The organism is Thalassotalea fonticola (assembly GCF_032911225.1).
GTDB lineage: Bacteria > Pseudomonadota > Gammaproteobacteria > Enterobacterales > Alteromonadaceae > Thalassotalea_A > Thalassotalea_A fonticola.
The window spans coordinates 4,428,814-4,454,484 of the sequence record NZ_CP136600.1 but is presented as its reverse complement, the minus strand read 5'-3'; the positions used below and the strand labels follow the sequence as shown (position 1 = coordinate 4,454,484).

The 25,671-nt window shown below is 37.6% G+C and carries 30 protein-coding genes and 1 riboswitch; of the genes, 21 read left to right on the top strand and 9 right to left on the bottom strand.

What is annotated here, in order from left to right; all coding sequences use genetic code 11:
* Positions 1-20: 20 nt before the first annotated feature.
* Complete coding sequence (locus RI844_RS18355; RefSeq protein ID WP_348396091.1) at positions 21-2,132, bottom strand: GNAT family N-acetyltransferase; 2,112 nt, start codon at positions 2,130-2,132, stop codon at positions 21-23.
* Positions 2,133-2,326: 194 nt separating this feature from the next.
* On the opposite strand from RI844_RS18355, the gene napE reads away from it, so the two are divergent.
* The 8 genes from napE to RI844_RS18315 all read left to right on the top strand — a co-directional run bounded on the left by napE (position 2,327) and on the right by RI844_RS18315 (position 9,472).
* Complete coding sequence (gene napE / locus RI844_RS18350) at positions 2,327-2,488, top strand: periplasmic nitrate reductase, NapE protein (RefSeq protein ID WP_348396090.1); 162 nt, start codon at positions 2,327-2,329, stop codon at positions 2,486-2,488.
* Between the two features lie 9 nt (positions 2,489-2,497).
* The gene (napF, locus tag RI844_RS18345; protein WP_348396089.1) at positions 2,498-3,004 is read left to right on the top strand and encodes a ferredoxin-type protein NapF; all 507 of its coding nucleotides are present in this window, start codon (positions 2,498-2,500) and stop codon (positions 3,002-3,004) included.
* Positions 3,004-3,255, top strand: coding sequence for a chaperone NapD (locus tag RI844_RS18340; RefSeq protein WP_348396088.1), 252 nt, complete (start codon positions 3,004-3,006; stop codon positions 3,253-3,255). Before napF ends, RI844_RS18340 begins: the two co-directional genes overlap by 1 nt.
* Positions 3,256-3,267: 12 nt before the next feature.
* Complete coding sequence (napA, locus tag RI844_RS18335) at positions 3,268-5,766, top strand: nitrate reductase catalytic subunit NapA (RefSeq protein WP_348396087.1); 2,499 nt, start codon at positions 3,268-3,270, stop codon at positions 5,764-5,766.
* A gap of 11 nt (positions 5,767-5,777) precedes the next feature.
* Positions 5,778-6,257 carry a nitrate reductase cytochrome c-type subunit gene (locus tag RI844_RS18330; protein ID WP_348396086.1) on the top strand — a complete coding sequence of 160 codons (480 nt, stop codon included), beginning with the start codon at positions 5,778-5,780 and terminating at the stop codon, positions 6,255-6,257.
* Between the two features lie 8 nt (positions 6,258-6,265).
* Complete coding sequence (locus RI844_RS18325; RefSeq protein WP_348396085.1) at positions 6,266-6,853, top strand: cytochrome c3 family protein; 588 nt, start codon at positions 6,266-6,268, stop codon at positions 6,851-6,853.
* Between the two features lie 438 nt (positions 6,854-7,291).
* Positions 7,292-7,705, top strand: a complete 414-nt coding sequence (locus RI844_RS18320) for a hypothetical protein (RefSeq protein ID WP_348396084.1) — start codon at positions 7,292-7,294, stop codon at positions 7,703-7,705.
* A 330-nt stretch (positions 7,706-8,035) separates the two neighbouring features.
* Positions 8,036-9,472, top strand: a complete 1,437-nt coding sequence (locus tag RI844_RS18315; RefSeq protein WP_348396083.1) for an MBL fold metallo-hydrolase — start codon at positions 8,036-8,038, stop codon at positions 9,470-9,472.
* Positions 9,473-9,652: 180 nt separating this feature from the next.
* On the opposite strand, the gene RI844_RS18310 is transcribed toward RI844_RS18315, so the two are convergent.
* The 3 genes from RI844_RS18310 to moeA all read right to left on the bottom strand — a co-directional run bounded on the left by RI844_RS18310 (position 9,653) and on the right by moeA (position 12,199).
* The gene (locus RI844_RS18310) at positions 9,653-10,312 is read right to left on the bottom strand and encodes a DsbA family oxidoreductase (RefSeq protein ID WP_348396082.1); all 660 of its coding nucleotides are present in this window, start codon (positions 10,310-10,312) and stop codon (positions 9,653-9,655) included.
* Between the two features lie 15 nt (positions 10,313-10,327).
* A complete protein-coding gene (locus RI844_RS18305; protein ID WP_348396081.1) occupies positions 10,328-10,858 on the bottom strand; it encodes a hypothetical protein in 531 nt (176 codons plus the stop codon).
* A gap of 96 nt (positions 10,859-10,954) precedes the next feature.
* Positions 10,955-12,199: a molybdopterin molybdotransferase MoeA gene (gene moeA / locus RI844_RS18300; RefSeq protein WP_348396080.1), complete on the bottom strand. Its 1,245-nt coding sequence runs from the start codon at positions 12,197-12,199 to the stop codon at positions 10,955-10,957.
* Between the two features lie 229 nt (positions 12,200-12,428).
* Here moeA and RI844_RS18295 point away from each other — a divergent pair, with 229 nt between their 5' ends.
* The 11 genes from RI844_RS18295 (at position 12,429) to RI844_RS18245 (ending at position 20,600) form a co-directional block, all read left to right on the top strand.
* Positions 12,429-13,661 carry a porin gene (locus RI844_RS18295; RefSeq protein ID WP_348396079.1) on the top strand — a complete coding sequence of 411 codons (1,233 nt, stop codon included), beginning with the start codon at positions 12,429-12,431 and terminating at the stop codon, positions 13,659-13,661.
* 116 nt (positions 13,662-13,777) lie between these two features.
* Positions 13,778-13,929: riboswitch (molybdenum cofactor riboswitch) on the top strand.
* Positions 13,918-14,889, top strand: coding sequence for a GTP 3',8-cyclase MoaA (moaA, locus tag RI844_RS18290; protein WP_348396078.1), 972 nt, complete (start codon positions 13,918-13,920; stop codon positions 14,887-14,889). Its footprint overlaps the riboswitch before it by 12 nt.
* Position 14,890: 1 nt before the next feature.
* Positions 14,891-15,502 (top strand): molybdenum cofactor guanylyltransferase, encoded by a 612-nt coding sequence (locus RI844_RS18285; RefSeq protein ID WP_348396077.1) that lies wholly within the window; start codon positions 14,891-14,893, stop codon positions 15,500-15,502.
* 2 nt (positions 15,503-15,504) lie between these two features.
* Entirely contained in the window at positions 15,505-16,044 is a 540-nt protein-coding gene (gene moaB, locus RI844_RS18280; RefSeq protein ID WP_348396076.1) for a molybdenum cofactor biosynthesis protein B, read from the top strand.
* A 3-nt stretch (positions 16,045-16,047) separates the two neighbouring features.
* Positions 16,048-16,521: a cyclic pyranopterin monophosphate synthase MoaC gene (gene moaC / locus RI844_RS18275; protein ID WP_348396075.1), complete on the top strand. Its 474-nt coding sequence runs from the start codon at positions 16,048-16,050 to the stop codon at positions 16,519-16,521.
* Positions 16,522-16,531: 10 nt separating this feature from the next.
* A complete protein-coding gene (gene moaD / locus RI844_RS18270; RefSeq protein ID WP_348396074.1) occupies positions 16,532-16,786 on the top strand; it encodes a molybdopterin converting factor subunit 1 in 255 nt (84 codons plus the stop codon).
* Position 16,787: 1 nt separating this feature from the next.
* Positions 16,788-17,243, top strand: coding sequence for a molybdopterin synthase catalytic subunit MoaE (gene moaE, locus RI844_RS18265; protein WP_348396073.1), 456 nt, complete (start codon positions 16,788-16,790; stop codon positions 17,241-17,243).
* Positions 17,237-18,067 (top strand): molybdate ABC transporter substrate-binding protein, encoded by an 831-nt coding sequence (modA, locus tag RI844_RS18260; protein ID WP_348396072.1) that lies wholly within the window; start codon positions 17,237-17,239, stop codon positions 18,065-18,067. The genes moaE and modA overlap by 7 nt, the downstream gene beginning before the upstream one ends.
* A 1-nt stretch (position 18,068) precedes the next feature.
* Positions 18,069-18,761, top strand: a complete 693-nt coding sequence (modB, locus tag RI844_RS18255) for a molybdate ABC transporter permease subunit (RefSeq protein WP_348396071.1) — start codon at positions 18,069-18,071, stop codon at positions 18,759-18,761.
* On the top strand, positions 18,761-19,846 hold the full coding sequence (modC, locus tag RI844_RS18250; protein WP_348396070.1) for a molybdenum ABC transporter ATP-binding protein: 1,086 nt from the start codon (positions 18,761-18,763) through the stop codon (positions 19,844-19,846). The genes modB and modC overlap by 1 nt, the downstream gene beginning before the upstream one ends.
* A 10-nt stretch (positions 19,847-19,856) precedes the next feature.
* Complete coding sequence (locus RI844_RS18245) at positions 19,857-20,600, top strand: HesA/MoeB/ThiF family protein (RefSeq protein WP_348396069.1); 744 nt, start codon at positions 19,857-19,859, stop codon at positions 20,598-20,600.
* Positions 20,601-20,716: 116 nt separating this feature from the next.
* On the opposite strand, the gene rmf is transcribed toward RI844_RS18245, so the two are convergent.
* Positions 20,717-20,890, bottom strand: coding sequence for a ribosome modulation factor (rmf, locus tag RI844_RS18240; protein ID WP_348396068.1), 174 nt, complete (start codon positions 20,888-20,890; stop codon positions 20,717-20,719).
* 399 nt (positions 20,891-21,289) lie between these two features.
* Positions 21,290-21,502: a DUF3820 family protein gene (locus RI844_RS18235; protein ID WP_348396067.1), complete on the bottom strand. Its 213-nt coding sequence runs from the start codon at positions 21,500-21,502 to the stop codon at positions 21,290-21,292.
* A 111-nt stretch (positions 21,503-21,613) separates the two neighbouring features.
* Between RI844_RS18235 and msrA the strand changes: the two genes are divergently transcribed.
* On the top strand, positions 21,614-22,159 hold the full coding sequence (gene msrA, locus RI844_RS18230) for a peptide-methionine (S)-S-oxide reductase MsrA (protein WP_348396066.1): 546 nt from the start codon (positions 21,614-21,616) through the stop codon (positions 22,157-22,159).
* A 285-nt stretch (positions 22,160-22,444) separates the two neighbouring features.
* Positions 22,445-23,665 carry an alginate export family protein gene (locus RI844_RS18225; protein ID WP_348396065.1) on the top strand — a complete coding sequence of 407 codons (1,221 nt, stop codon included), beginning with the start codon at positions 22,445-22,447 and terminating at the stop codon, positions 23,663-23,665.
* Between the two features lie 84 nt (positions 23,666-23,749).
* Here RI844_RS18225 and RI844_RS18220 read toward each other — a convergent pair whose 3' ends face one another.
* From RI844_RS18220 to RI844_RS18210, 3 genes are all read right to left on the bottom strand, one after another.
* The gene (locus RI844_RS18220; RefSeq protein ID WP_348396064.1) at positions 23,750-24,598 is read right to left on the bottom strand and encodes a tetratricopeptide repeat protein; all 849 of its coding nucleotides are present in this window, start codon (positions 24,596-24,598) and stop codon (positions 23,750-23,752) included.
* A gap of 91 nt (positions 24,599-24,689) precedes the next feature.
* Positions 24,690-25,184, bottom strand: coding sequence for an LURP-one-related/scramblase family protein (locus RI844_RS18215; protein WP_348396063.1), 495 nt, complete (start codon positions 25,182-25,184; stop codon positions 24,690-24,692).
* Positions 25,185-25,192: 8 nt separating this feature from the next.
* A complete protein-coding gene (locus RI844_RS18210; protein ID WP_348396062.1) occupies positions 25,193-25,519 on the bottom strand; it encodes a hypothetical protein in 327 nt (108 codons plus the stop codon).
* Positions 25,520-25,671: the final 152 nt, after the last annotated feature.

The following is a 25,671-nucleotide window of genomic DNA, read 5'->3' as shown; positions in this document are numbered from 1 at the left end:
ATAAATGAGCCTTCAATTACTTATTTTAGCGTTAACAATCCAGAGCATAGTTTCTGTAATAACTTTAACAAAGCTTTCTTGCCGGTTAACTTATATTCCACACAAATTTCGCTAATGCTTTGCTGTTGAATTACTTTTCTGATTGCAACATCTAATTCTAACGAGGCAAGCTGAGATACATTATCATTCTGAGAAAGCGTCGTCGTTAAACAACGTTTTATCGCTGGTGCACAACAGGAAAATACTCGGTTACCTTCAGCAAAATCTTTTATCGCTTGTAAATCTTGCGCTAAATGGGAATCTAGATTATCAGCATGTATAAATATTTCAGACATTAATTGTGTATCTAAATATTTATATTCATCGCTAGCAAAATAATTTAAGTCTTGGTAAAACTGATGTTTGAGTTGCTTACTTAATTGCTCGGCCCGACAGTTCAGCGGTTTTAAGACTAATGCTGAATGTTCACCGCTGGCAGCATCTTTGCTAAACCCTATGCGCGCTAAGTGAAATTTACTTTTAAACCAATAAGAGAGTAATTGTTGATTAGCGCCAAAACTTGAACCAATAAAGTCAAAACCCCGTTTTTGACTCTCAAAAACACAATAAGCTAACAATTTTGAGCCCAAACCTTTAGCTTGTAATTCAGGGTGAACCGCAATTCGGATCACGCGCAGAAAACGATAATTAAACGCATCTTCAACCCCGCAGTGCACTAACAATGATTGAGGAATAAAGTGCCCCTTCAGTCGTCTTAACGAGTTCTTCACTTTAATTGCTAAACTGCTGTCAACTTCACCTTCAGCGAGTAATAAAGCTACAGCTAAAATGTGTTCATTTTGCTGCGTTATGATCACGCTCACATTCGGATCATCAAGTAACATTCTTAAATCACTAGGCTTTGTTTGGTAGTGAGCTGTTACCAATAAGGAAAACACCTGATTTAAAAGTTCTTCATCTCTAATTAAATCTATACTGGCGAGTACTTTATATTGAATCGCAGTGCTCTCACAAAACTGAGCTATTGGTAATTCACTATTTAACAATAAACTGGCAAAAGTAAACTGCTCCAAAGGGTCATTGTTTGCCCAGCGAATAGGCTCATGCATGTGATAGTGGTTACCGTTAGGGCGAGCTTTTCTCAGTTGTTTTAAAAATTTACCGCTAAAGCCTCTCCCCGCCCCTTCATAACCATGAATGGTAGAAACAAAAACTTGCCGGTGATAATTGTGCAGCAATGTTGTCAGTAAAGGCAGTGGAACGCCTGCCGCTTCATCTACCAATAGTAAGTGACAACTTGGTTGCTGCTTAATCAACACATCTAGCGGTAAAAATAATAGTTTAGAATTTTGGTAGTTAACCGTTAAGCCAGTTTGTACTGCATCAGGTAAGCTTATTTTCAGCTGCTTAAAAAATATATTAACTGCATCAGGATGCGGTGCGGTAATAATAATATTCTTTTGATCTTGTTTTAGGATTTCACTTGCAGCAATGGCCAATGCGCTTGATTTTCCCCGCCCCCTGTCCGCTGTAATAACCAATGGTCTATCACGATGACCTTTAACGATATTAATAATTTTATCGACCGCAATTTCTTGTTCATTGGTAATACAACCAAAACGGTTTTGCTGCTTTTCAGCAGCAACCACTTTTGTAACTACAGAGTTAAATGTTTGTATTAAAGGAAGTTTTTTATCTGATTGTTGGTAGCGATAAATTTGCTCAAACTTATCACAGAATGTAAGTAACCTCTGACTAAAACGGCTATTTTCTAATTGCGTTTTAGTTAGCAGCAACACACATTGTCCACCCGCAACCAATGTGCCTGACAAAGCCGCAAATGCATCAACATTAAAGGTATTCTCAGCATCGAAAATAACATGTTTTTGTTCAGTACCAAGGTACTGACGATAGGTTTTATTGTTGACATAAATGGTGTCTAAATTTTCATCCAATACAGGGGAAAAAGAAAAATATAATCCTTTAGATAATGACCCTTTAATCATTAAATTTTTCTGCTGTTCAAGCCATTGATAATCACCTGATAAAACAAGCAAACTGCGAGTTTTATTTTCTAATGTTATCTGCTGAATTTGGGTGAATAACTGCTGATATTTAATTTGACTAACCATTTCATATTTATAAATATTTTTATCAGTTTAACAGGTAATAGTAAAAAATTTATATTCATCAAGTGAATTTCTTAACTACAAGCATAAAAACATACTTTTTTAACAAATTTTTTTTTAAAAGTTGACTCAAATCAACACCTTTTTTTGAGCAGCTACTATACTCATTTAAACGTTACAGAAATATTAGAATTAACATGAGTGAAATAGCAAGTTCAGAGCAACAAAAAAAAGATGAACGCAATACCTTTTTATTCCTTACAATTTTCCTAGCTCCCATCTTAGCCGTTGCTATTGTTGGTGGTTTGGGATTTGCCATTTGGATCAGTCAATTGATATTGGGCCCTCCAGGAGTTTAAGTAAGTTTTATGACAATTTATGTCGACCAATCACGTCGTAACTTTTTAAGAGGTAAAAAACCAACTATCGCTCCAGCCTTCAGACTGCCTTGGATCACGAGTGAAAGTGCGTTTATAAATGACTGTACAAAGTGTAATGATTGCCTATCAGCTTGCACTGAAAACATTATAGTTAAAGGCAGCGATGGCTATCCGAGAATTGATTTTGAGCAAGGTGAATGTACATTCTGTCAAGATTGCATCACCAGTTGTAGTCAGCCATTTTTTAAAGCAGATAAAACAGGCCAAGCGTGGCCAAGTAAATTTAATATTAAAGACAACTGCTTGGCTAAAAACAATGTGTATTGTCAAAGCTGTAAAGATGTATGTGAAAGCCGGGCAATATCCTTTGCCTATGTTGATAGTGCAATTCCGCAACCACAAATAACTCAAGATTTATGTACAGGTTGTGGTGCATGCATCAAACCTTGTCCAACAAATTCAACTGAATTACTCCTTTTTAAGGAACTTAAATAATGACTGAAACAACTGAATATCATGTAGCAAGCTTTATTGCGCAAGTTGATGTTAGTAAAGAAGATGCAGTAAGAAAAAGCATCGAAGCAACACCTGGCGCAGAAATTCATGCCAGTAACGACACTGGAAAAATAGTATTTACCATAGAAGCAGATAATCAACGAATTATTGGTAACTATGCAGACCAAATCAAAGATCAATCGGGCATTTTTACACTTGCTCCGGTTTACCACCAATATTTAGAAGAATAAGTAGGAATTGCTATGAAACTTAATCGCAGAGAATTTATAAAGGCTAATGCTGTTGCTGTTGCGGCAACCGCAGCAGGTGTAGCAGTACCTGCAACTGCATCAAATTTAATTACCAGTAGCGAAATGACCAAATTAAAATGGGACAAGGCCCCATGTCGTTTTTGTGGTACTGGTTGTAGTGTTAATGTTGCCACTATGGATAACAAAGTTGTTGCTACCCATGGCGATATTAATTCACCGGTAAACAAAGGTCTTAACTGCATTAAAGGCTACTTTTTATCAAAAATAATGTACGGTAAAGACCGTTTAACTAAGCCATTACTTAGAATGAAAGATGGCAAATATGATAAAAACGGTGACTTCACTCCAATCACTTGGGATGCCGCGTTTGACATCATGGCTGAAAAAGCTAAAAAGACCCTGAAAGAAAAAGGCCCGACAGCGGTTGGCATGTTTGGCTCTGGTCAATGGACAGTACAAGAAGGTTACGCTGCAGTTAAACTAATGAAAGCAGGCTTTAGAACCAACAATATTGATCCAAATGCCCGTCACTGTATGGCGTCAGCGGTTGGTGGCTTCATGCGCACCTTTGGTATCGACGAGCCTATGGGTTGTTACGATGATTTTGAAGCGGCCGATGCCTTTGTACTGTGGGGCTCAAACATGGCTGAAATGCATCCGATTTTATGGACTCGCATAACTGATCGTCGTTTAAGTGCACCGCATGTTAAGGTTGCAGTGTTATCAACATTTGAACATCGCAGTTTTGATCTTGCTGATAACGGTATGATCTTCACTCCACAAACTGATTTAGCAATTTTAAACTTTATTGCGAACTACATTATTAAAACAGACCGAGTTAACAAAGATTTTGTTAATAAGCATACCAACTTCCGTTTAGGTAACACTGACATCGGTTACGGTTTACGACCAGAGCATCCGCTTGAGAAGAAAGCAAAGAACAATGGTTCAACAGCTGGTGGTTCTAAACCAATTAACTTTGACGAGTACGCGAAGTTCGTTAGCACTTACACTGCTGAGTATGTATCAGAACTATCTACAGTTCCGGTTGATAAACTAAACGCTTTAGCTGAGCTATATGCTGATCCAAAAACTAAAGTAACGTCACTTTGGACCATGGGCTTTAACCAACACACCCGTGGTGTTTGGGCGAACAATTTGGTTTATAACATTCATTTATTAACCGGTAAAATATCTACTCCAGGTAACAGTCCGTTCTCATTAACAGGGCAACCTTCTGCTTGTGGTACTGCCCGTGAAGTTGGCACATTCTCTCATCGCTTACCTGCAGATATGGTTGTGGCTAACCCTAAACATAGGGCAATCGCTGAGAAGATTTGGAAATTACCTGAAGGTACTATTCCACCAAAACCTGGTTACCATGCAGTTTTACAAACACGTAAGCTTAAAGATGGAGAATTAAATTTCTACTGGGTGCAATGTAATAACAACATGCAAGCCGGTGCGAACATTAACGAGGAAGGTTTACCTGGTTATCGCAACCCGAAAAACTTTATCGTTGTTTCTGACCCATACCCGACAGTGACCGCGCAAGCTGCAGATTTGATTTTACCTACCGCTATGTGGGTAGAAAAAGAAGGTGTTTATGGTAATGCTGAGCGCCGTACTCAATCTTGGTATCAACAAGTTAGCGCACCAGAAGGAGCATTTTCAGATTTATGGCAATTGGTTGAATTTTCAAAACGCTTCCAAATTGAAGATGTGTGGCCTGAAGAGTTATTGGCGAAAATGCCAGAGCATCGTGGTAAATCACTGTTTAGCGTTTTGTATGAAAATGGCAATGTTAATGAATTCCCATTAGCAGAAATTCCAGACGATAGATTAAACCAGGAATCTCGCGATTTTGGATTCTATATTCAAAAAGGTTTATTTGAAGAGTATGCAGAATTTGGTCGTGGCCATGCACATGATTTAGCTCCATATGACCGATATCATAAAGAGCGTGGTTTACGTTGGCCGGTGGTTGATGGTAAAGAAACCAAATGGCGCTTCAAAGAAGGTTCAGATCCATATGTGAAACCGGGCTCAGATTACGACTTTTATGGTAAACCAGACGGTAAAGCAGTTATTTTTGCTTTACCTTACGAACAAGCTGCAGAGTTTCCTGATGCTGAGTACGATCTATGGTTATCAACCGGTCGAGTATTAGAGCACTGGCATTCAGGCTCAATGACACAACGTGTACCTGAGCTTTATAAAGCGATGCCAGATGCCGTTGTTTACATGAACCCAGATGATGCTAAAAAACGCGGATTACGTCGTGGCGATTTAGTTAAACTTATTTCCCGTCGTGGTGAAGTTGAAACCCGAGTAGAAACCAGAGGCAGAAACAAGCCACCAAGAGGCTTAGTATTTATGCCTTGGTTTGATGCAAGCCGCCTTGTAAATAAAGTCACATTAGATGCAACCGACCCGCTTTCAAAAGAAACGGATTTCAAAAAATGTGCCATTAAAATAGTTAAAGCGTAAGGAGAATAACAATGAAAAAATCAATTATGGCCTTATTCTCTGCAAGTGTATTACTTTCTACCATTGCTGCGTTTAGCCACGCAGCGGAAGTAGCAACGCTAAGAGATAACACTAGTATTGAGCAGCAAAAGCAACCTAAAGCTATGCCGAACGTTGCCAATACCGATATTAAACAAAAGCGAAACTACCCTATGCAGCCGCCTCTTATTCCACATAAGGTGCGTAACTATCAAGTAGATTTAAAAGTAAATAAGTGTATGTCTTGTCACTCTCGTAATCGTACTGAGGAATCACAAGCTCCTATGGTGAGTGTGACCCATTACATGGATAGAGATGGCAACTTTTTAGCAGAAGTGTCACCACGCAGATATTTTTGTAGTCAATGTCATGTGCCTCAACTAGATACAGATCCGTTAGTTGAAAACACCTTTGAAGACATGAATACTCTAATGAAAGAAAAAGCACAAAAAGCTAAAGCTGAAAAAGAGTAGATTTGGTTATGAAAAATTTAATAGTTAAAATTTGGACTACACTGCGCAAACCCAGCGTTCATTACAGCTTAGGCTTTTTAGTTATTGGCGGTTTCGTTGCCGGGATCATCTTTTGGGGTGGTTTTAACACCGCCTTAGAAATAACCAACACCGAAGAGTTTTGTATTTCTTGTCATGAAATGGAAGATAACCCTTATGAAGAGTTAAAAACCACGATTCACTTTTCGAATCGCTCAGGTGTTCGTGCTACATGTCCTGATTGTCATGTACCACATAAATGGACTGATAAAATCGCCCGTAAAATGCAAGCTTCAAAAGAGGTTTGGGGCAAAATATTCGGCACTATTAATACCCGTGAAAAATTTGAAGGTAAGCGCCGTCATTTAGCTGAAAATGAATGGACACGGTTAAAGGCCAATGACTCGCTCGAATGTCGAAACTGTCACAACTTTGACTACATGGACTTTACTGCACAAAGCACTCGGGCTGAAGAACAGCATTCTACCTCGTTAGCTAGTGGTGAAAAAACCTGTATCGATTGTCATAAAGGTATTGCTCATGAGCTGCCGGATATGGAAGGCGTTGAAGGTTGGTAAGCTAGAAACTAGAAACTAGAAACTAGAGCAATTTAAAAGGGTTAACTTTATGAAGTTAGCCCTTTTTTTTACTTCATGGAGAAGGAATGCAAATTGCCACAAGGAGAAGTAGAGAAAGTACACCGTCATCGCTCTTTGCCATCCTTGGCATCACGATATTAGTGCTTCTATGAACACCATCCTCGAGGAGAACAAGCCACATCGGGACCTCATTAAGTGCATTGATAACATAAAAATCTCGACTTCCTGAACTTGTTTCAGGATCTATTGAATGTGCTAAAACACCGTCATTCCCGCGAAGGCGGGAATCCATTATTTCGGCTCCTTTGTGCCAATAGCGGAAATAGGAATACCTAAATACCCCTTCAATATCTGAGGCTACCCTTATCTATGAAATGAACTAAAGTAATACTACTGCCCTTATGAAAATCATAACTTATGAAACATGCACTTTATATACATTTAATATTATTAATAGCCTTAACGCTAATAGCTGGGTGTGCTACTAACGGCAATAAACCAACATTTAAGCGCGGTAAAATAAACAATACTCAATTCACAAATATCATTATTGATTCCGTTAAAGCTGGTAATAAAGTTAGCATTACAAGAGTTGATGGAGAGGTTATAGAGCTTTGGGTTAGAGAAGTAACTTCTGAACATATATCAAACACCAAAGCAATCGATAAAAGCAAAACTCGTAAAGAACTAAAAATCGAAATATCTGATATTGAAAGCATCAAAATAATTAAAGAATCTGCAATGCAATCTGAGGATATCATCTATCACATGGTGTTTAATGCACATACTATTGGTTTCTTATTTCTTTTTCTTGTTTTTGGCTTAGTTTAAAAGGTAAGTAAATCCGATTTTTAATAAAGACTGTTTCGAGCTGTGCGTTCAACGACCGCTGCTCGCTGTGAGTTCAACAGACGCTCAAGTGCCTTAAATATCTAAGGCTTATTTTAGCAATAGTCGAGTATTTGTTTTGCGCTGAACCACATAAATTTAGTAACTTGTATTTTTGAAAAGACTTAGTTAGTAAAAAAGTTGTAAGCACTTGATAATAAAATTAAAAAAAAGAGTGTCGTTGACTTTTATACAGACTGTGTGGAAAGATGTTTCAATTAAATTTTTTAGGTCTTTCTAAACAAACTCGCACGAATTTAAAAAGGATTTATTATGAGAATTTATATCATTACGGTTTTACTTGCTTTATCTCATGTAGCCTTTGCTTCAAGTACGCACATCAATGATGCAATACCATTTATTGAACTGCTCAATAAGCACTACAAACAAACTTCATCAATTAAAGCTTTTTCACTAACACATAGCTACTTAGGCAGGAGTGAACCTTATCAATCATGGGATTTCGAAGCTCCCAGTCGATATAAGGCTTTTAAGGTTACAGATATTGATTTAGAAAAACAGTATTACTATCAAAATGTCGTACACCACTACACAGGTGGCTTGTATTTTGATGAAGTCCATTTTCAAAATGGTGAAGAAAGTGTGCGATATGAACGTAATGGAATTTCTTTAGGTAAAAGAGCCATTGAGCAGAACATGAATAGCTTTACTCGGTTTAAAAATCTGACTTTTATGAATTTGGATTTTTTTGCTGTTAGACCATTGTTACAAGAAACTGATATAAATGGGAAAGTTGACTACCAATTAGACAAAGAGTCGGGAAGAGTCACGTTAACTCATCAATACTCTGATAATAAAGTCATGGAATATGTTTTTAATACAGCTCCATTGCAACTAGAATCAATTAATAATAGAGCTAGAAAGCGAATTTACCTTTATAGCGATTACCAAACAAGTAACGGTTTCCATTTTGCTCACTCATTGATTAAGCACTACAATGGAGATTCTATTCCTAGCTTTATTACTCTAATAGAGAAATTTGATGTTATTGAGCAAATAGAGCCAGAAAAGTTAACTATACCAAATACCTATCAAAAAACACTTCCGAAAAGAAATCTAACACTTGCTTCAACAAAAATATCACAAGACCTTTATTTAGTTACGGATGCGTCAGCAAAAACAAATACTTTGTTCAAAGTTAATGGTGACAACATTATGATTTTTGGAGCACCTTCGAATAGTAATTTATCTAAAGCAACACTCGAAATAATCAATAAAAAGTTTCCAAACAAATCAATACATGGAGTTTTTGTCACTCATCCATATAGTGAGCATATAGCAGGCCTATTACCGTATGTAGAACAAGGCATTAAAATTTATGCTGATATTTATACGATTAAAGCAATAAAAGCATACCCTCGTTTCGCAAAGAAAATTGAAAAATTTACGTTTGAAACAATTAGCCATGAGCAAGCGATTGATGGTGTTCACTTTTACGTTTTAGAAAACTCACGCTCAAAGCGCCAAAGTTTTGCATATTTTAAACAAAGCGGAACAATATATCAGTCAGACTTCTTGGAAGTAGCTCACGATAATACGATTGCAAATATACTTCCAAGTTACAGCAAATTATTCATTGATTTTGTACGAAATAAACAATTAAAAATTAATCGCATTGTTGGTCAGAATAGAAACAATAATATTTCATTAGAAGTGGTGAATAAGTCTTATCGCGCTAACACTATGTAAAATGTGTAGACCATAGGTAATTGATAAATTATGGGCATACTTTACGTGTAGGGTTATGTAAATTAGTAGCGCCCTAAATTCACAAATTTAATAAACGACTGTTTATGACACAAACTGGCCCCATAGAGTTTCAGAAAGTAGTTAATGGGGCGGTAATTTTGATTTTTTTGATTGCTGTTGTTAACACCAACTGGCTTCATTACTCGGCCGTTTTAGGCGCTCTTCTACATTGGCCAATAACACTCGAAAACCAACGTTACCAAACAGTACTTGTCTGCCGTTGTCGATAATATATGAAGGGCTGCCCTTTAGCGCTAAATCTTTGGCTGACTTGTAATCATTCATTAAGGCTGCCATGGCCTGGCCAGTTTCAATTTTCGATTGCACGGCTTCTAAGTCGAGCTTATGTTCTACCACTAAAGCACTTAAAACTTTTAAATTCGATATATCGAGCGTATTAATGTAGAAAGCTTTACGAATGTCTAAAGCAAAATCACTACTGACATTAGCATCAAAAGCCAACTCAACGGCTTTAATATATAAATGTGCATTGGCAGATGTTGTCGGCTGCACATGTTGCCATATATCATCACTGACGATAGCATCATCAAATGGACTAGCAGCATGCTTTACATGTTCAGCAAACCCTTGGTATTTGCCTCGTTTTCCCCACTGATGAGTCATTTTATTTTCAACATCGCCAAAAATGTCCATGTAGTGATAACGAATTTCAATACTGTCACCAAGCTGATTATTTAATTCATCAATGCGCCGTTGTGCTATCCAGGCCCAAATACATAAAATATCAGTATAGTAATCAATTACTAAAGGAGATTTCATTTTCAATGATTCCGTCTATTTAAAGTTTACCGTTTTTGTACTTGGGGTATAGGTTCTTGCTTCTGGCTCAGTCCATTTTCCATGCTTTAGATAAGCCGTTGTCACTTTAATATTACCATCAACTAAAGTGCTGGTAGATTTAACCTTGCTAATACCATCATCAGAGCCACTGACATCTTCATAAGCTATGAAGCTGTTTTCGTTAACAACCTCAATGGTTCCTTTGGTATAAAAATCGGCAGTAGTAAAATAATAAAAAACTAATGAATTAAGCTCTTTATCCCAAAACATCAGCATTTCACCGCCATACATGCCGTCATTAATGGAATGTAATGATCGTATAGCTTTACCGTTCAAAGCCCTTTCCCAAATAGCTACATCCACTACGTGGGGATTGCCATCCATCATTGCAAAAGCTGACTCCCAAGTACCAATAAACTTACTAAACATTCTTAATGGTTCAGCAAAATCTTGCGGCTTGTCACGGGCTACAGCAAAGGTAGGATTTAAAAAAAATAAGCAAACAAGTAATGGGATGAATTTCATGGGATTTCCAAATTTAATTAAGCCAAACAAACGATTAACACTTTAACTAGTATTAATAGTTTGGCTAATAAATGGCAAAGTTGCAAAAAAAGCAATTTATTGAAATGCAAAATCAAATGGTTCAACAAATACAGTATCACCTTGCTCAACATTACCCTGTTCTTCTTCTAACACGATAAAACAGTTGGCTTTACCTAAACTAGATAACACGCCTGAACCTTGGGTTCCAGTTGATGTAACTCGAGCAACACCTTGCTCATCATAAGTAAAAATTGCCCGTTGAAAATCCATTCGGCCTGGTGATTTTTTCAGCCTAGTAGTGGTAATTGCAGCAAATTTTGCCGCCTGTTTAAATGGCATACCTTGCATTTTCTCAATACCCGGAATAGCCAACTTATAAAACGTAACTAAAGCTGAAACAGGGTTACCTGGTAATCCAAAAAATACACTATTAGGGAGCTTACCAAAGGCAAAGGGCTTGCCAGGCTTCATTGCTATTTTCCAAAAGCCGACTTCTCCCAGTTCAGTTAAAATATCTTTAGTGTAATCAGCTTCACCTACTGAAACGCCGCCACTTGATATAACAACATCAGCTTCTTTATCCGCTTTAATAAATGCTTCTCGTATGGCTTGTTTATCATCGCGAATAATACCTAGATCTATTACATTAACATTCAAGCGTTGTAACAGCGCGTTTAACGCATAGCGATTACTTTCAAATATGTCACCATCCCCTAAACATTCTCCTGGGCGGCGAAGTTCATCACCAGTTGATAATAAAGCGACTGTCACTGGTGCATATACTTCAACGTTAGCCACGCCTAAAGAAGCCAATAAACCAATATCAATGGCAGCAAATTTATGCCCTTGCTCAAACACTTGTTGGCCAACACTAATATCTTCACCTTTATTGCGCACATTACTACCGCTTGCTGTTGGTAACGTTGTAAAAGTAAGTTTGCCATCAACAACTTTGGTATTTTCTTGCATTACCACACTGTCGCAACAATCAGGCATTTTCGCGCCGGTCATAATACGAATACATTGCCCTATTTTAGTACTCGCGGTAAAAGGCTCTCCGGCAAAAGAACGGCCAACGATTTCTAATTCAGTATTAGAAATTTCATTAATCGATGCAAAAGAAAATGCATAACCATCCATTGCAGAATTATCATTCGGCGGTACAAAAATAGGAGAGATAATCGTTTTAGCTGACACTCGGTCTAAACAATCTTCAATTGCAATAAGTTGAGTTTTTCTAGGAGCTTGTACGTTATCAAGTAACTGCCCCAAGGCAGTTTCAAAAGGCATTAATCCGGGAGCAGAGCAACAATCAGACATAAAATAGTGAACCATTTAAAGTATTTTCATCAATCCTAATCTATACTCATAAAATTCCAAACATTTTTTCAATAATTGTTTACAAAAAATCACAAACTATGATTTCAATCAATGTTTTGCTTCAATTTTTAGCCGATCATTACCCCATTAAAATTACAATACAACTTTAGTCAATTGACATTAAATCTGGGCATTAACTCTTAGAAGATAAGCCCGTAAGGATAATAAAATGAACAAGCAAACTATGAACAAAAATTTAACTCACACAATCAAGCTTAGCCTTTTATCATTAGCAGTGGCGAGCAGCTTTAATGTATCAGCCAATATTGGTGAAGATGTATCTAAAGCAGTAAAAGATTCAAAAGTTGATGTATCTTTACGTTATCGCGTAGAAACTGTTGATCAAGATGGTGTAAGCGAAGATGCAATGGCATCAACACTTAAAAGTCGTTTAACGGTAACTACAGGAAAAGTTTCTAATTTCAGCGCTAAAGTAGAAGTTGATGATGTAACGGCTATAGGCAATGACAGCTATAACTCAACGGTTAATGGTAAAACAGATTACCCAACGGTTGCTGATCCTGAAGGTAGTGAAGTTAATCAAGCTTATTTGCAATACTCAAATGACATGCTTACAGCAACTGCCGGTCGCCAACGCATTGTACTAGACGATCAACGTTTTGTTGGTGGTGTAGCATGGCGTCAAAATGAACAAACTTACGATGGTTATCGTTTACAGGCTAAACCTATCGATGGCCTTACACTTGACGCCAGTTATGTATATAACGTGAACCGTATTTTTGGTGAAGACAGCGAAAAATCTGACTTACATGGTGATGTAATTTTAGTAAACGCTAAGTATGCATTCAACAAGCAACATGCTTTAACGGTTTTCAACTATAGTCTTGAGTTTGATGGCGCTGCAGCTGGTACTTCTAGCAACACTATAGGGGCTACCTATAATGGTAAATTCGACCTTGGTGGCACAGGCTTAGCTGTTAAAGCAGGTTTTGCTAACCAGGAAGATGCTGGGGATAACCCAACAAGTTTTGAAGCGAGTTATATGGTTTTAGAAGCTATGGCGAAATTCAAAAGCTTTAGTGTTGGTGGTGGTTATGAAGTATTAGGTAGCGATGATGGCAACGTTGCATTTTCTACTCCGCTTGCAACCCTACATAAATTCCAAGGTTTTGCTGATAAGTTCTTAGGCACTCCAGCTGACGGTATTGTTGATACTTATTTAAAAGCGGCAACTAAAGTTGGTCCTGTTGGTTTATCTGCGGCATACCACATTTATGAAGCTGATGAAGGTAACGATGAATACGGCAGCGAAATTAACATTGCTGCAGGGTATAAATTTAACAAGCAAGTATCTGGTTTATTAAAAGCTGCAAGTTACTCTTCTGACGATTATGCAACCGATACGACAAAAGTTTGGTTCATGGTAACGGCTAATTTTTAATAAATACTTACTATAATATAACCATTAAGTTAGTAGATATTTCAAATAGTGGAATTGTTTTTTGGAAAATTTGCTCTAAAAGTGGTATGTTTAGGTTAGTTAATATCAATAAACCTATTGATATTTATCGCCGAGCTCTATGTTCTGCCCATGCAATGCATGAATGAACATTGAGCCGTGGCACAAATACAATTAAGTATTTGCCACCAGGGTTAGCAAGGAAACTTTCTAGCCTCCCGACATTGGAAAGGTGAACATGTTACAAGACAACTTTGGCCGCAGGTTTTATTACCTGAGGCTATCTATTACTGATGTATGCAACTTTCGTTGCAACTATTGCCTACCCGACGGTTATGAATGCGATCACGATCGCGACTTTCTCTCGCTTGCAGAAATCAAACGTCTAGCTGCGGGATTTGCTAGCATGGGTACCGAAAAAATTCGTATAACTGGTGGCGAACCGGCGTTGCGTAAAGACTTACCTGACATTATTCAAGCCTGTAAACAAACTAATGGCATTAAGACTGTTGCTATTACTTCAAACGGTTTTAAATTAGCTGAGCATTTACCTACTTGGGTAGATTCGGGTCTTGATGCGTTAAACGTTAGTATTGATTCGTTCGATCCGCGCCAGTTTCAAGCGATAACGGGCAAAGACAAACTCGATGAAATTCTATCCGGTATTGATAATGGCCTGAGTTCAGGCTTTACCAATATAAAAATTAATACTGTGTTAATGCGCGAATATAATGCTCATGATATCAATAGCTTTTTCAATTATGTAAAAGATAAACCAGTAAGTTTGCGTTTTATTGAATTGATGCAAACCGGCGACAATAAAGATTTTTATCAACAGCAACACGTTAGTGGTCAGCACATAAAAAACCAATTGCTGGCTAACGGCTGGCTGCCAACAATTCGTCATAAAGCGGCAGGCCCTGCAGAAGTTTATGCACACCCTGATTACCAAGGGACTATTGGTTTGATCATGCCTTATGCAAAAGACTTTTGTGATACTTGTAATCGTTTACGTGTAAGTTCATTAGGCAAGTTACACCTATGTTTGTTTGCCGATGAAGGATTATCATTAAAAGAACAATTACAGATAGACGATCCACTTCCGCTACAAAGGCGTATCATGAGTTTGCTTAATGATAAACAAGCTACGCATTTCTTAAATGAAGGCTTTACCGGAGCAACTAAGCATTTATCAATGTTAGGTGGTTAAGATGATCGACTGTTTAGGAATAATACTCGCGGGTGGTCAATCGAGTCGCATGGGTGAGAACAAAGCGTTTTTAACCTTAAAAAATGACACCATGTTGAACCATTGCCAATCACTTTTGCAGCAATGTCACTTAGATAAAATTGAGATCTCAGGCAGCAACAGTGGCGGTATTGCCGACTTAGTTGTTCAGGGAGGTCCATTAGCCGGTATTCATGCGTTAATTAAAAAATACCAGCCTCGCTCTGTTCTTGTTTTACCCATAGATATGCCATTTATTAGTGCCCAGCATTTGCAAGAGTTAAAACTAAAAGGCTCATTGGCTAACAAGGCTTGTCATTATAGTAAATGCTCATTACCTGCCTATATTCCGGTAAACGCTGTTCTCAGCCAGTTTTTAGACGAAGAATTTACCAGCCCTCGCTTTTTAACAACAGGGAAAGGTCCATCGTTTAAGCAGGTATTTAAGTTAGCGAACGCCCTGAGTATTGAACAGAATGATCGACAAGTGCTGGTTAATACCAATACCCCAGATGAATGGCAGCAAGCTAAAAAACGTATTAACGACTCAGTCAATAAAGAAATCATAAATAAAGAATTTAAAAGCAGGATCTAATCATGTCAAAACACGGTGGAGCAACATTTGTTCCGTTAAACATTGCAGTATTAACCGTTTCCGATACTCGCACCGAAGAAAACGATACTTCTGGTCAGGCATTAGCACAGCGTGTAGTTGAAGCCGGACATACGCTAGCAGACAAAGCTATTGTCATTGATGATGTTTACCAACTTCGGGCAATTATGTCTAAGTGGATTGCCGATGACAGCATTCATGCTGTTGTATCTACAGGTGGTACTGGCTTTACTGCAAGAGATAATACCCCAGAAGCTATCATGCCACTGTTTGATAAACAGGTTGAAGGCTTCGGCGAGATATTTCGCAGCGTTTCTTATGACGAAATTGGCACCTCAACAATTCAATCTAGAGCTTTTGCCGGTATGGCCAATAGAACGGTTATCTGCTGCGTACCAGGCTCTACTAATGCTTGTAAAACTGCCTGGGACAAAGTGATCAAAGAACAGTTAGACGCCAGTCATAGACCATGTAATTTTGTGCCACATCTAAACTTGGCAGAAGCTTGTGAAAGCAGAGGCTAATAGATGAGTGATTTAACCCATTTAAATGCCCAAGGTGAAGCCAACATGGTCGATGTTAGTGCCAAGCCGGCATCGGTAAGAGTGGCAACTGCTCAAGGTTTTGTCACCATGAGCGCTAAAACTCTCGAGTTAATCTCTACCGGCAAGCACGCTAAAGGTGATGTATTCGCTGTTGCTCGCATAGCTGGCATACAAGCAGCAAAGAAATGCAGTGACTTAATACCGCTTTGTCACCCGTTAATGCTGTCAAAAGTGCAAGTAGACTTTGAAGTTATAGCTAGCAATAACCAAGTTAAAATCAGCAGCATGTGTAAACTTACTGGTCAAACGGGTGTAGAAATGGAAGCATTAACCGCGGTAAGCGTTGCCGCGTTAACTTTATTTGATATGTGTAAAGCGGTTGATCCATCAATGATTATTTCTGATATAAAAGTATTAGAAAAACAAGGTGGCAAAAGCGGACATTGGACCGCGTAGGATAGAATATATGAATGTTAACATTATCTTTTTTGCAGCAATTAGAGAACAACTCGATTGCGCAGAATTAACGCTGAGCTTAGCAAAAGATCAAAACAGCATTAGTGATATCAAAGCTTTGCTAATTGCCAAAGGAGAACAATGGCAAGCCGTATTTAGTTCATCTACATTGTTATCCGCTTTAAACCAACAAATGGTTAACGATGATGCTTTGCTTAACAACAACGATACGGTGGCATTCTTTCCACCAGTAACGGGTGGTTAATATGGTTATTAACAGCATCAAGGTACAGCAAGAAGACTTTGATTTTGCAGCAGAAGTTGATATCTTAGAAGCTAATAACATTACCGATGGCGCTGTTGTCACTTTTGTCGGTCGAGTTCGCAATCAAAATGATGGTTGCCAAGTAGAGCACTTATTTCTAGAGCACTATCCAGGTATGACTGAACACTGCCTGGAAGATATTTCTAAACAAGCCAGGCAGCGTTGGCAATTGGGTAACATCAGTATAATTCACCGTTATGGGCAATTAGCTTTAGGTGAAAAAATTGTTTTTGTTGGAGTAACCAGTAAACATCGACAAGATGCATTTATGGCTGCCGAATTTATTATGGATTATTTAAAAGTAAGCGCACCGTTTTGGAAAAAAGAGCTGACCGAACAAGGAGAACGTTGGGTAGAAGCAAAAACTAATGATAAAAAAGAGGCTGATAAGTGGTAACAACTCGTGTTCTCCTTTCCTGCTTAATACTGTGTTTTACAACATTTACCACGAATGCTGAAAAACTGAAAATTGCGGTTTCTGCAAACTTTGCCACTCCAGTGGCAGAATTAGTCAAAGAATTTAAAAAAAAACATCCATTTACCGAACAAATTTCTGTTGCTTCAACAGGGGTTTTATACCAACAAATTCGTCATGGCGCACCGTTTGATATCTTTTTAGCGGCCGATCTTCGCCGCCCGCAATTGTTGGAAGAACAAGGCCTTATTCACGAAAAATATCGCAAAACTTATGCCATTGGCCAATTAGCCTTATGGTCGGCAACCAGTGATAAAAACATCAGCCTAGATGATTTAAAAAACTATGATGGCCGAATTGCCGCAGCAGGGCCACACATTGCTCCCTACGGTTTAGCGGCAAAAGAAACATTAATCTCATTGAATTTATGGTCTAAATATCATCAGAAATTAATTGTAGGCAATAACATTAATCAAACCTATCAGCAAATACTTAGCGGTGCGGTAAGCTATGGTTTTATTTCTTACAGTCAATTATTAAACTCTAAAGTTGGCCATGGCGTGCTTATCGACAACTCATTACATCATGAATTAGAGCAACAAATGGTCGTTTTAAAACATGCTGAAAATATTAGTTTAGCGACACAATTTTTCGAGTTTTTATTAACTAACAGCGCGCAAAAAATCATTACCAAAACCGGTTACCTACCAGCAATTACTATCCCTGATCAACAAGAGCCTAAACCACAAGAACCAAAACCAAGTGATGAGCTTAATGATACTGAAATAGCTGTGGTAAGTATTTAGCATGGAAAACGCCAATGAATGGCTAGCTCTTGCTACCACATTAAAACTTGCCGCGCTGACAACCCTTATTCTATTAATTATTGGTACACCGCTAGCTTGGTATTTAAGTAGACTTACCACTCGCTTTAAAGTACTTATTGAAGCAATAGTTGCATTACCATTAGTATTACCGCCGACGGTACTGGGGTTTTACTTATTATTATTATTTTCACCTGCCAATGGTCCAGGTAAATTCATTCAAGACCTTACCGGTACCTCTCTCGCATTTAGTTTTACTGGCATATTAATTGGATCAATTATTTACTCCCTTCCTTTTGTAGTGCAGCCATTACAAAAGGCGTTTGAACAGCTTGGTGATAACTTAAACGAAGCAGGAGCCATGCTCAGCGCGGGTCCTTTTGATCGTTTTTTCAACATTACTCTGCCGATGACCAAGGCAAGTTTTATTACTGCAGCCAGCTTGGGGTTTGCTCATACAGTTGGTGAATTTGGTGTGGTACTAATGATTGGTGGAAATATCCCCGGCGAAACGCGCGTATTGTCTATCGCCCTATTTGATCAAGTTGAAGCGATGAATTACAACACTGCACACTGGTTAGCAGCAAGTCTGCTAATTGGCTCTATAGTAATGCTGGCATTGGTTTATTTGCTTAATTTTAAATCTGAAAAATCGATAAAAGTTAGGAGCATGTAATGAGCATCGCCCTTAACATCCGCTTAGAGTATGATGATTTCAACTTGATCAGCGAAGAGCAAATCCCACTTACCGGAATTACTGGTATTTTAGGTCATTCGGGCTCGGGTAAAACCAGTTTATTAAGAATTATTGCTGGTTTGAATTCCAATGCAACGGGCACTGTAGAGTATGGTGATATCACTCTACAAAACACCAGTAAAAACATATTCATCAAAAGCGAATCTCGTAATATTGGTTTTGTTTTTCAAGATGCGAGATTATTTCCTCATTTAGATGTGTTGGGCAACTTACAGTTTGCTGCAAAACGTTGTCAATCAAGTCGTATATCCATTAATGAAGTGGTCAGCCTAACACAAATTGAACACTTGCAAACACGTCATGTAGGACAACTTTCTGCGGGGCAAAAACAGCGAGTTGCCCTCGCTCGAGCAATTTTAGCAGAGCCAAAATTATTGTTACTCGATGAACCATTAAGCGCGCTAGATAACAAAGCTCGAGGCGAAATGGTGGAGCTGTTACGCAATATTCATCAACGATTAGACTTGCCTATGCTTTATGTCAGTCATTCTGTAGTAGAGATCCAACAGCTAGCTGACAATGTACTGGTAATGGAAAACGGCGTAGTGATACAGCGCGGCCATGTGCATCAAGTAATTAACCAATTACATAACAGCATAACCAATGACTATTCACAGCAAACATCGCTGAGTTTAAAAATAAAACAGCACTTGCCTAACTTTGGTTTAACTCAACTCGACTTCATCGATAATCCACAAAAAAACTCGCGTTTATATAGCAATGTAGTTTCTCATGAAATCAATAGCCATTTACGCTGTTACATTCTCGCAACCGATATAAGTATAACTATACAAAAACCACAAGACACTTCAGTAATAAATAATTTGCAAGGAGTGATCAACAAAGTTCAGCGACTTAGTCGTAATTCGGCACAAATAACGGTTAATGCTTGTGGCCAAGATTTTTTGGTGGCGCTCACTCGTTACTCTGTAGAAAAATTAAAACTTGAAATTGGCCAGGCTGTGTATATACAGTTTAAGGCCAATGCTATTCGTAGCTACTAGGATATTAGCCATGCTAACAGATCAAGAACAACTGAGATATTCACGCCAGCTATTACTGAAAGGCTTCGATGTTGAACAACAACGGGCTTTAAAAAATGCCTGTATTCTAATTGTTGGTGCTGGCGGTTTAGGCAACCCCGCCGCATTATACTTGGCAGGGGCTGGGGTTGGTAAAATAATAATTAGTGATGGTGATAACATTGACGTAACTAATTTACAGCGCCAGATAATTTACCAACAAGACAATGTTGGTCACAATAAAGCAGAAGTAACTTGCGAACATTTAACCGGCCTAAACCAAGAAATTGATATTGAAGCGATTGATGAAATGATTGATGCTGAAAGCCTCGATTATTATTTACCTGAAGTCGATTTAGTATTAGATTGTACTGATAATCTAAGCACTCGTTATTTAATCAATGCAAAATGCATTGAGCATAAAACCCCTTTATTAAGCGCTGCCGCAATTCGTTTTGAAGGCCAATTAATGTTTATCAACCCAAATGATAGTGATTTTTGTTGTTATGAATGCTTTTACCCCAAAACAAAAGGCGAGCCTAGCTTGAATTGCTCTACTGCTGGAGTATTGGGGCCTATTTTAGGTATCATTGGTAGTATGCAAGCGTTGCAAGCGGTTAAGTTTTTGATCGGTAAAAATGTGCCAAGTAATCAAGTGATGTTATTTGATGGCTTAGCTCTGCAATGGCAAGCGTTTAATATTACAAAAAACTCAAGCTGTAGTTGTGAGCATTAATTTCAAATGAATATAAATTGAATAAATATTCACTTAAAACGATAAACGCCCATTATTCTTATAAATAACGGGCGTTTAAGTCTTTGGTATATGTGAATGGATTAATTATTAATTTGTTATTTAAAAAATCCGGTGTTTCTGTCGGTCATTGCCTCTCGCCAACCACCAAGCCATTCTGACTTTGCATCAACATTTTGATATGGACAATTTTCTTTATTTTTACCGCTTAAACCGGCCTGATACCCATTATTATGCGCTCTTCCTAATCGATCGCGTTTTTGTCTTTTCATAGATAGTGACTCCTCTGGATTATTAAAATGGTCAGTGCGATACTGAACCGTGAGGTGGTCGAGAAACTTCATGTCGACATTTAATTTAAGATCAATTTAAGCTTGCTTGCAACTGCTTTTTTGTAATTCAAAAAACGGTTCCTGCCGATAGAACTGAAATAACTAATTATGCAAATAGCGAATTGAACAGGCTTTTTTACTGTACGTTTTTTATACGAACGTTCAATTTAATTAAATTGTAATAAAAACATCATGTTAATTTTTAAAGATAAAACACTGAATTTTTCAAGTATAAATATACAGGTTATTTTTTAATCAAAAAATAGAATTAAAAATATATAAATCAATCGAAAAAAAGATTAGTAAAAAGTAGTTAATATAAAAGCGAGTAAAATTTTTTCAATCTGTTAGTAGCGGCATAAGCATCGACTCTAAACCGTTAAGCTTAACTTCATAGATTAATGCCAATTGCTCTCCCAGTTTTCCCTGTGGAAAACCTTTTGAATGAAACCAAACTAAATAAGGCTCGGGTAATAATAATAGTTTTCTACCAGCATATTTGCCGAAAGGCATAATTTGATTGATAGCAATAAGTAAGGCTTTTTGATCCATAAGATAATTAGGGTCAGATCTACATTAAATTTGTTAGCCACAAATATTAGCTTGATTGGTTGCACAAAGGAACCTAATCTTAAAGTAATTTAGATCTGACCCTAATTATTTATGAATGAGACAAAAAGCTTACAGCAGGCCATTGTTGCTGGTGGTTGTTTTTGGTGTATTGAAGCGCCGATGCAACGATTAAATGGCGTTAAGTCAGCCCTATCAGGATATATGGGCGGTAAAATCAAGGATCCAAGCTACCAACAAATCTGTTCTGGCACTACCGGTCACGCAGAGGTTGTCGTTATTACTTTTGATGAAACCATTATTAGTTACCAGCAAATACTGCAGGTATTTTTTGCCCTGCATGATCCCACCATGCTGAATCAGCAAGGAAATGATCGAGGCACTCAATATCGTTCAGCAATTTTTTATAAAAATGAACAACAGCTAAACACTGCTCAACTAGAAATTAAAAAGTTAAACGAGTCCGGCGAATACGACTCGGCTATAGTAACCACGTTGGAGCCAGAACAAGACTTTTTTATTGCCGATGAAGGCCATCAGAACTTTTACAATAAAAACCCATATCAGCCATATTGCCAAATTATGATCGCCCCTAAACTGGCAAAGCTAGAATACTTATTCAGAGACAAAATGAAATAAAATAAGTGAGTAAGTAATGAGAACTTTATAATAGATACGAATTCAATCACACTTAGTATTTATTTTATTGTCATCGAAAATTTTTCTTTTCCCCCCACAACTGCAACAGAAAATTTATCATATTTGAAGTGATGCTTATCGAACATTGGTTATTTTTATTGGTGCAAATTGATAATACCAAAACCACAACACCAAGGTAACCAGTTGATATATAAAGAATAAAGATATTGGCTTATATTTTGCTTTACAACTTTATGAATAAAAAAATAAAAGGAAAATTAAACTATGTCACCTAAGAAAATCGCTTTTTGTGTATCTATTGCCTTAACAGGAAGTTGTTCACCTCTGGCTTTTGCCGACTCGCTTTATAACAATTCAATAACTCAAGCATTAGTGAATGGCACAACCAATGCCGATTTAAACCTGCGCTTTGAAACAGTAGAACAAGATAATGCACTTAATGATGCTGACGCTCTCACCTTACGTACCCGTGTAACTTATACAACCGGCAGGGTTAACGGTTTCTCTTCTATAGTTGAATTTGAAGACTCTCGTACGGTAGCTGGTGTTGATGATTACAAGAATACTTTAGGTAAAAATCCTGATTATTCAGTGATAGCAGATCCTGAAACAACAGAGCTTGATCAATTTTTGCTGCAATACAAACAAAAATCATTAGCGATTAAAGCTGGCCGACAAGTGATCGCCATGGATAATCATCGATTTGTTGGTCATGTTGGTTGGCGCCAAGACAGGCAAACATTTGATGGTGTAAGTTTCGCCTACCAACCTGTTGATAATTTGACTTTACAGTATAGTTATATTTCGCAACGAAATAGAATTTTTGCTCAAGAGAAAGACATCAAGTCAAAAGACCACCTAGTAAATGCCGCCTATAAAACCTCTATTGGTACAATTACCGCTTACGGATATTTATTGGAAGTCGATAATAACACTGACAATGGTCTTGATACATTAGGGCTTCGTGTTAACGGTGCTGCTAACATTGGTAAACAAAAATTATCTTACACTTTTGAATATGCACAACAAGATGCAGACAGTTCTACAGCCTCTTACTCTGCTGATTATATTTCAACTGAAATAGGCACAGATTTTTCTGGATTTGGCATTAAGTTGGGGTACGAGTTATTAGGCTCTGATGATGGCTTGTATGGCTTTTCAACGCCATTAGCAACACTGCATAAATTTAATGGTTGGTCGGATCAATTCTTAGGTACGCCAGCACAAGGCTTAGAGGATTTATATGCCAGTGTCGGCGGTAAAGTTGCCGGCGGAAAATGGGCGGTTATTTATCACAAATTTGCTGCCGATGAAGCCTCAAATCTTGTTGATGATCTAGGTTCAGAAATAAATGCGGTATATACAAAAAGTTTTACTAAAAATTACTCTGCAGGTATTAAATTGGCATCATATTCTGCCGGTGATGCTACGGCAGGTAAAGTAGACACTGATAAGGTATGGTTATGGTTAAACGCTAAATTTTAATTTGCTAACAATTATAAATAAGCGATAAATAGAATGTTTATCGCTTATCAAACTAAAGCACAGTCGGGTTGCAAATAAATTAAATTAATACATCATTGCAAATAATTTACGACGATATTTGGCAGCTAACTTATCGCCATCGGGTAATGCCGCAAGAATATCAAGCAGTAACTTCTTACTTTCGCTGTCACCAGCATCTTTAAGTAGTAGTTTATAAAGTAAATCAAGCGCTTCATCGACCCGGTTCACTTGGTTATATTGCACCGCTAATTGACGAGTTAAGTCAATATCATCAGGGTTAGCAGCAAATTGCTGTTCTAAGGCTTGTATTTCTGGGGAATTACTCGCTTCTTGAGCCAACTCTAATTTGGCAATTAACGATTGATAGTAAGAATCTTTATCAACCATCATGATACTGGCTAACAATGGCTCAGCTTCAGCAATTTTGCCAAGATGTAAATAAACATCAGCTAACGCTTTTTTGATATCAGCACGTTCACTATCAATAGCATAGGCTTGTTGTAATGGTGCTAATGCCTCATTTACTTTTTGTTGCTGTAATAGGTCTAAGCCTTGCGCTAAAAGAGTATCTTCAGGCTTAGGCAGATATTTTCCTAAAAACTCATCGATTGCCTGATCATTTTGCGGGCCAGAAATGCCATCAATTGGCTGACCATCTTTTACCATAACCGAGGTAGGTAGCGCTTGTACACCAAACTGTTGCGCAATTGCTTGCTGGGCTGCACAATCAACTGTAGCTAAAGTCATAAAGTTATCAGCACCAGCAACTCTTCCTGCAAGTTTATCTCTTAACTCTACGCTTTCAGGTATCTGCTCAGCCCAAAAGTGCACTAAGATAAGTTTAGTTTTTGACTCTTCTAAAATAACTTGCTGAAAATTTTCTGGGCTAATAGCAACGATATTGTCTGACATCGAATGATGATCCTAAATAAAAATATATTCTAATGCTTAAGTTATATGGGTAATAGCTGAAAATTCAAGATCTTTGCCACTAAAATAAATTTTATGAAGCGTTATTATCACTGCCATGATGAACAGCATCTATAACAATTAAAATGCACAGAGCGAGTTCATTTAATTCATCATGCTCAACATTTAGTCCATAGGTGTCACTAAATGAAAACCATTTTTTACTTACTTCTGCGATTAGAGAGCCTACTTGTGTAAATTGATATTCGTGTGATAAAAAATTGCCAGTTGCAGTAATTTCTTCTTGCCCAAACTTGATCACAAAACGACTTGTAAAAAGTGGTAAAAATGTTTTTACTACTTTTGCTTGTTGACCATTAGTAAAATTAATATAAAACGTAGGCCTAAGTGATAATACCTTTTGTTTTATTTTTGCAAGTTCATTACCTAGAGCATCGGTTAAATGAAAGGTTTTACCGATACTAAAGAATTTACCATCAACAAAGTAAACAATTTCATCTTGTTCATTTTTAATTTCAAACTTTTCAGTTAATGATAAAAAGCGCTGCTTTAATTGAAATTTTGCCATTTTCTCCTCTAGCCCTGCCCTGTTGTTTTTATTTTTTCATCAACATAGTTGCACCAATCATCGCTGTTGCGGTTCGGTACCTCATGATTGCCTCTTATATTTAATTTAAACTCTATCACCGATTTCCATTCATCAGAGCCTAAATCTGGTCCATGGCCCTGCCCATCCGAGGATACTAAACGGTCTTCAACAAAAATCATCCAGGCTTTTGAACAAGGTTTTAATGCGTCAGTTGACTTTAATTCAGCCATTTCAATATCGGGATCTGATGAAGATGTATCCATACATCCACTGGCAAATATAACGATAAGGTAGATAGCTACAGTTTTATTCATGTTAAATGCTTCAATAGGATAATCATTATTTAACTTTAGCAATTAATTCAGTTAGCTCAAGTTAGCCAGAATTAAATGGCCATTAATCCTAAGCGATCATTTAAAAACACAAAACTTTACTTTCTGTATTCGTTTTTTAGGTTAAAATAGCT

Coding starts and splice junctions, on each gene's coding strand:
- RI844_RS18355 (WP_348396091.1), bottom strand. CDS start 2,132: ATGGTTAGTCAAATTAAATATCAGCAGTTATTCACCCAAATTCAGCAG.
- napE (WP_348396090.1), top strand. CDS start 2,327: ATGAGTGAAATAGCAAGTTCAGAGCAACAAAAAAAAGATGAACGCAAT.
- napF (WP_348396089.1), top strand. CDS start 2,498: ATGACAATTTATGTCGACCAATCACGTCGTAACTTTTTAAGAGGTAAA.
- RI844_RS18340 (WP_348396088.1), top strand. CDS start 3,004: ATGACTGAAACAACTGAATATCATGTAGCAAGCTTTATTGCGCAAGTT.
- napA (WP_348396087.1), top strand. CDS start 3,268: ATGAAACTTAATCGCAGAGAATTTATAAAGGCTAATGCTGTTGCTGTT.
- RI844_RS18330 (WP_348396086.1), top strand. CDS start 5,778: ATGAAAAAATCAATTATGGCCTTATTCTCTGCAAGTGTATTACTTTCT.
- RI844_RS18325 (WP_348396085.1), top strand. CDS start 6,266: ATGAAAAATTTAATAGTTAAAATTTGGACTACACTGCGCAAACCCAGC.
- RI844_RS18320 (WP_348396084.1), top strand. CDS start 7,292: ATGAAACATGCACTTTATATACATTTAATATTATTAATAGCCTTAACG.
- RI844_RS18315 (WP_348396083.1), top strand. CDS start 8,036: ATGAGAATTTATATCATTACGGTTTTACTTGCTTTATCTCATGTAGCC.
- RI844_RS18310 (WP_348396082.1), bottom strand. CDS start 10,312: ATGAAATCTCCTTTAGTAATTGATTACTATACTGATATTTTATGTATT.
- RI844_RS18305 (WP_348396081.1), bottom strand. CDS start 10,858: ATGAAATTCATCCCATTACTTGTTTGCTTATTTTTTTTAAATCCTACC.
- moeA (WP_348396080.1), bottom strand. CDS start 12,199: ATGTCTGATTGTTGCTCTGCTCCCGGATTAATGCCTTTTGAAACTGCC.
- RI844_RS18295 (WP_348396079.1), top strand. CDS start 12,429: ATGAACAAGCAAACTATGAACAAAAATTTAACTCACACAATCAAGCTT.
- moaA (WP_348396078.1), top strand. CDS start 13,918: ATGTTACAAGACAACTTTGGCCGCAGGTTTTATTACCTGAGGCTATCT.
- RI844_RS18285 (WP_348396077.1), top strand. CDS start 14,891: ATGATCGACTGTTTAGGAATAATACTCGCGGGTGGTCAATCGAGTCGC.
- moaB (WP_348396076.1), top strand. CDS start 15,505: ATGTCAAAACACGGTGGAGCAACATTTGTTCCGTTAAACATTGCAGTA.
- moaC (WP_348396075.1), top strand. CDS start 16,048: ATGAGTGATTTAACCCATTTAAATGCCCAAGGTGAAGCCAACATGGTC.
- moaD (WP_348396074.1), top strand. CDS start 16,532: ATGAATGTTAACATTATCTTTTTTGCAGCAATTAGAGAACAACTCGAT.
- moaE (WP_348396073.1), top strand. CDS start 16,788: ATGGTTATTAACAGCATCAAGGTACAGCAAGAAGACTTTGATTTTGCA.
- modB (WP_348396071.1), top strand. CDS start 18,069: ATGGAAAACGCCAATGAATGGCTAGCTCTTGCTACCACATTAAAACTT.
- modC (WP_348396070.1), top strand. CDS start 18,761: ATGAGCATCGCCCTTAACATCCGCTTAGAGTATGATGATTTCAACTTG.
- RI844_RS18245 (WP_348396069.1), top strand. CDS start 19,857: ATGCTAACAGATCAAGAACAACTGAGATATTCACGCCAGCTATTACTG.
- rmf (WP_348396068.1), bottom strand. CDS start 20,890: ATGAAAAGACAAAAACGCGATCGATTAGGAAGAGCGCATAATAATGGG.
- RI844_RS18235 (WP_348396067.1), bottom strand. CDS start 21,502: ATGGATCAAAAAGCCTTACTTATTGCTATCAATCAAATTATGCCTTTC.
- msrA (WP_348396066.1), top strand. CDS start 21,614: ATGAATGAGACAAAAAGCTTACAGCAGGCCATTGTTGCTGGTGGTTGT.
- RI844_RS18225 (WP_348396065.1), top strand. CDS start 22,445: ATGTCACCTAAGAAAATCGCTTTTTGTGTATCTATTGCCTTAACAGGA.
- RI844_RS18220 (WP_348396064.1), bottom strand. CDS start 24,598: ATGTCAGACAATATCGTTGCTATTAGCCCAGAAAATTTTCAGCAAGTT.
- RI844_RS18215 (WP_348396063.1), bottom strand. CDS start 25,184: ATGGCAAAATTTCAATTAAAGCAGCGCTTTTTATCATTAACTGAAAAG.
- RI844_RS18210 (WP_348396062.1), bottom strand. CDS start 25,519: ATGAATAAAACTGTAGCTATCTACCTTATCGTTATATTTGCCAGTGGA.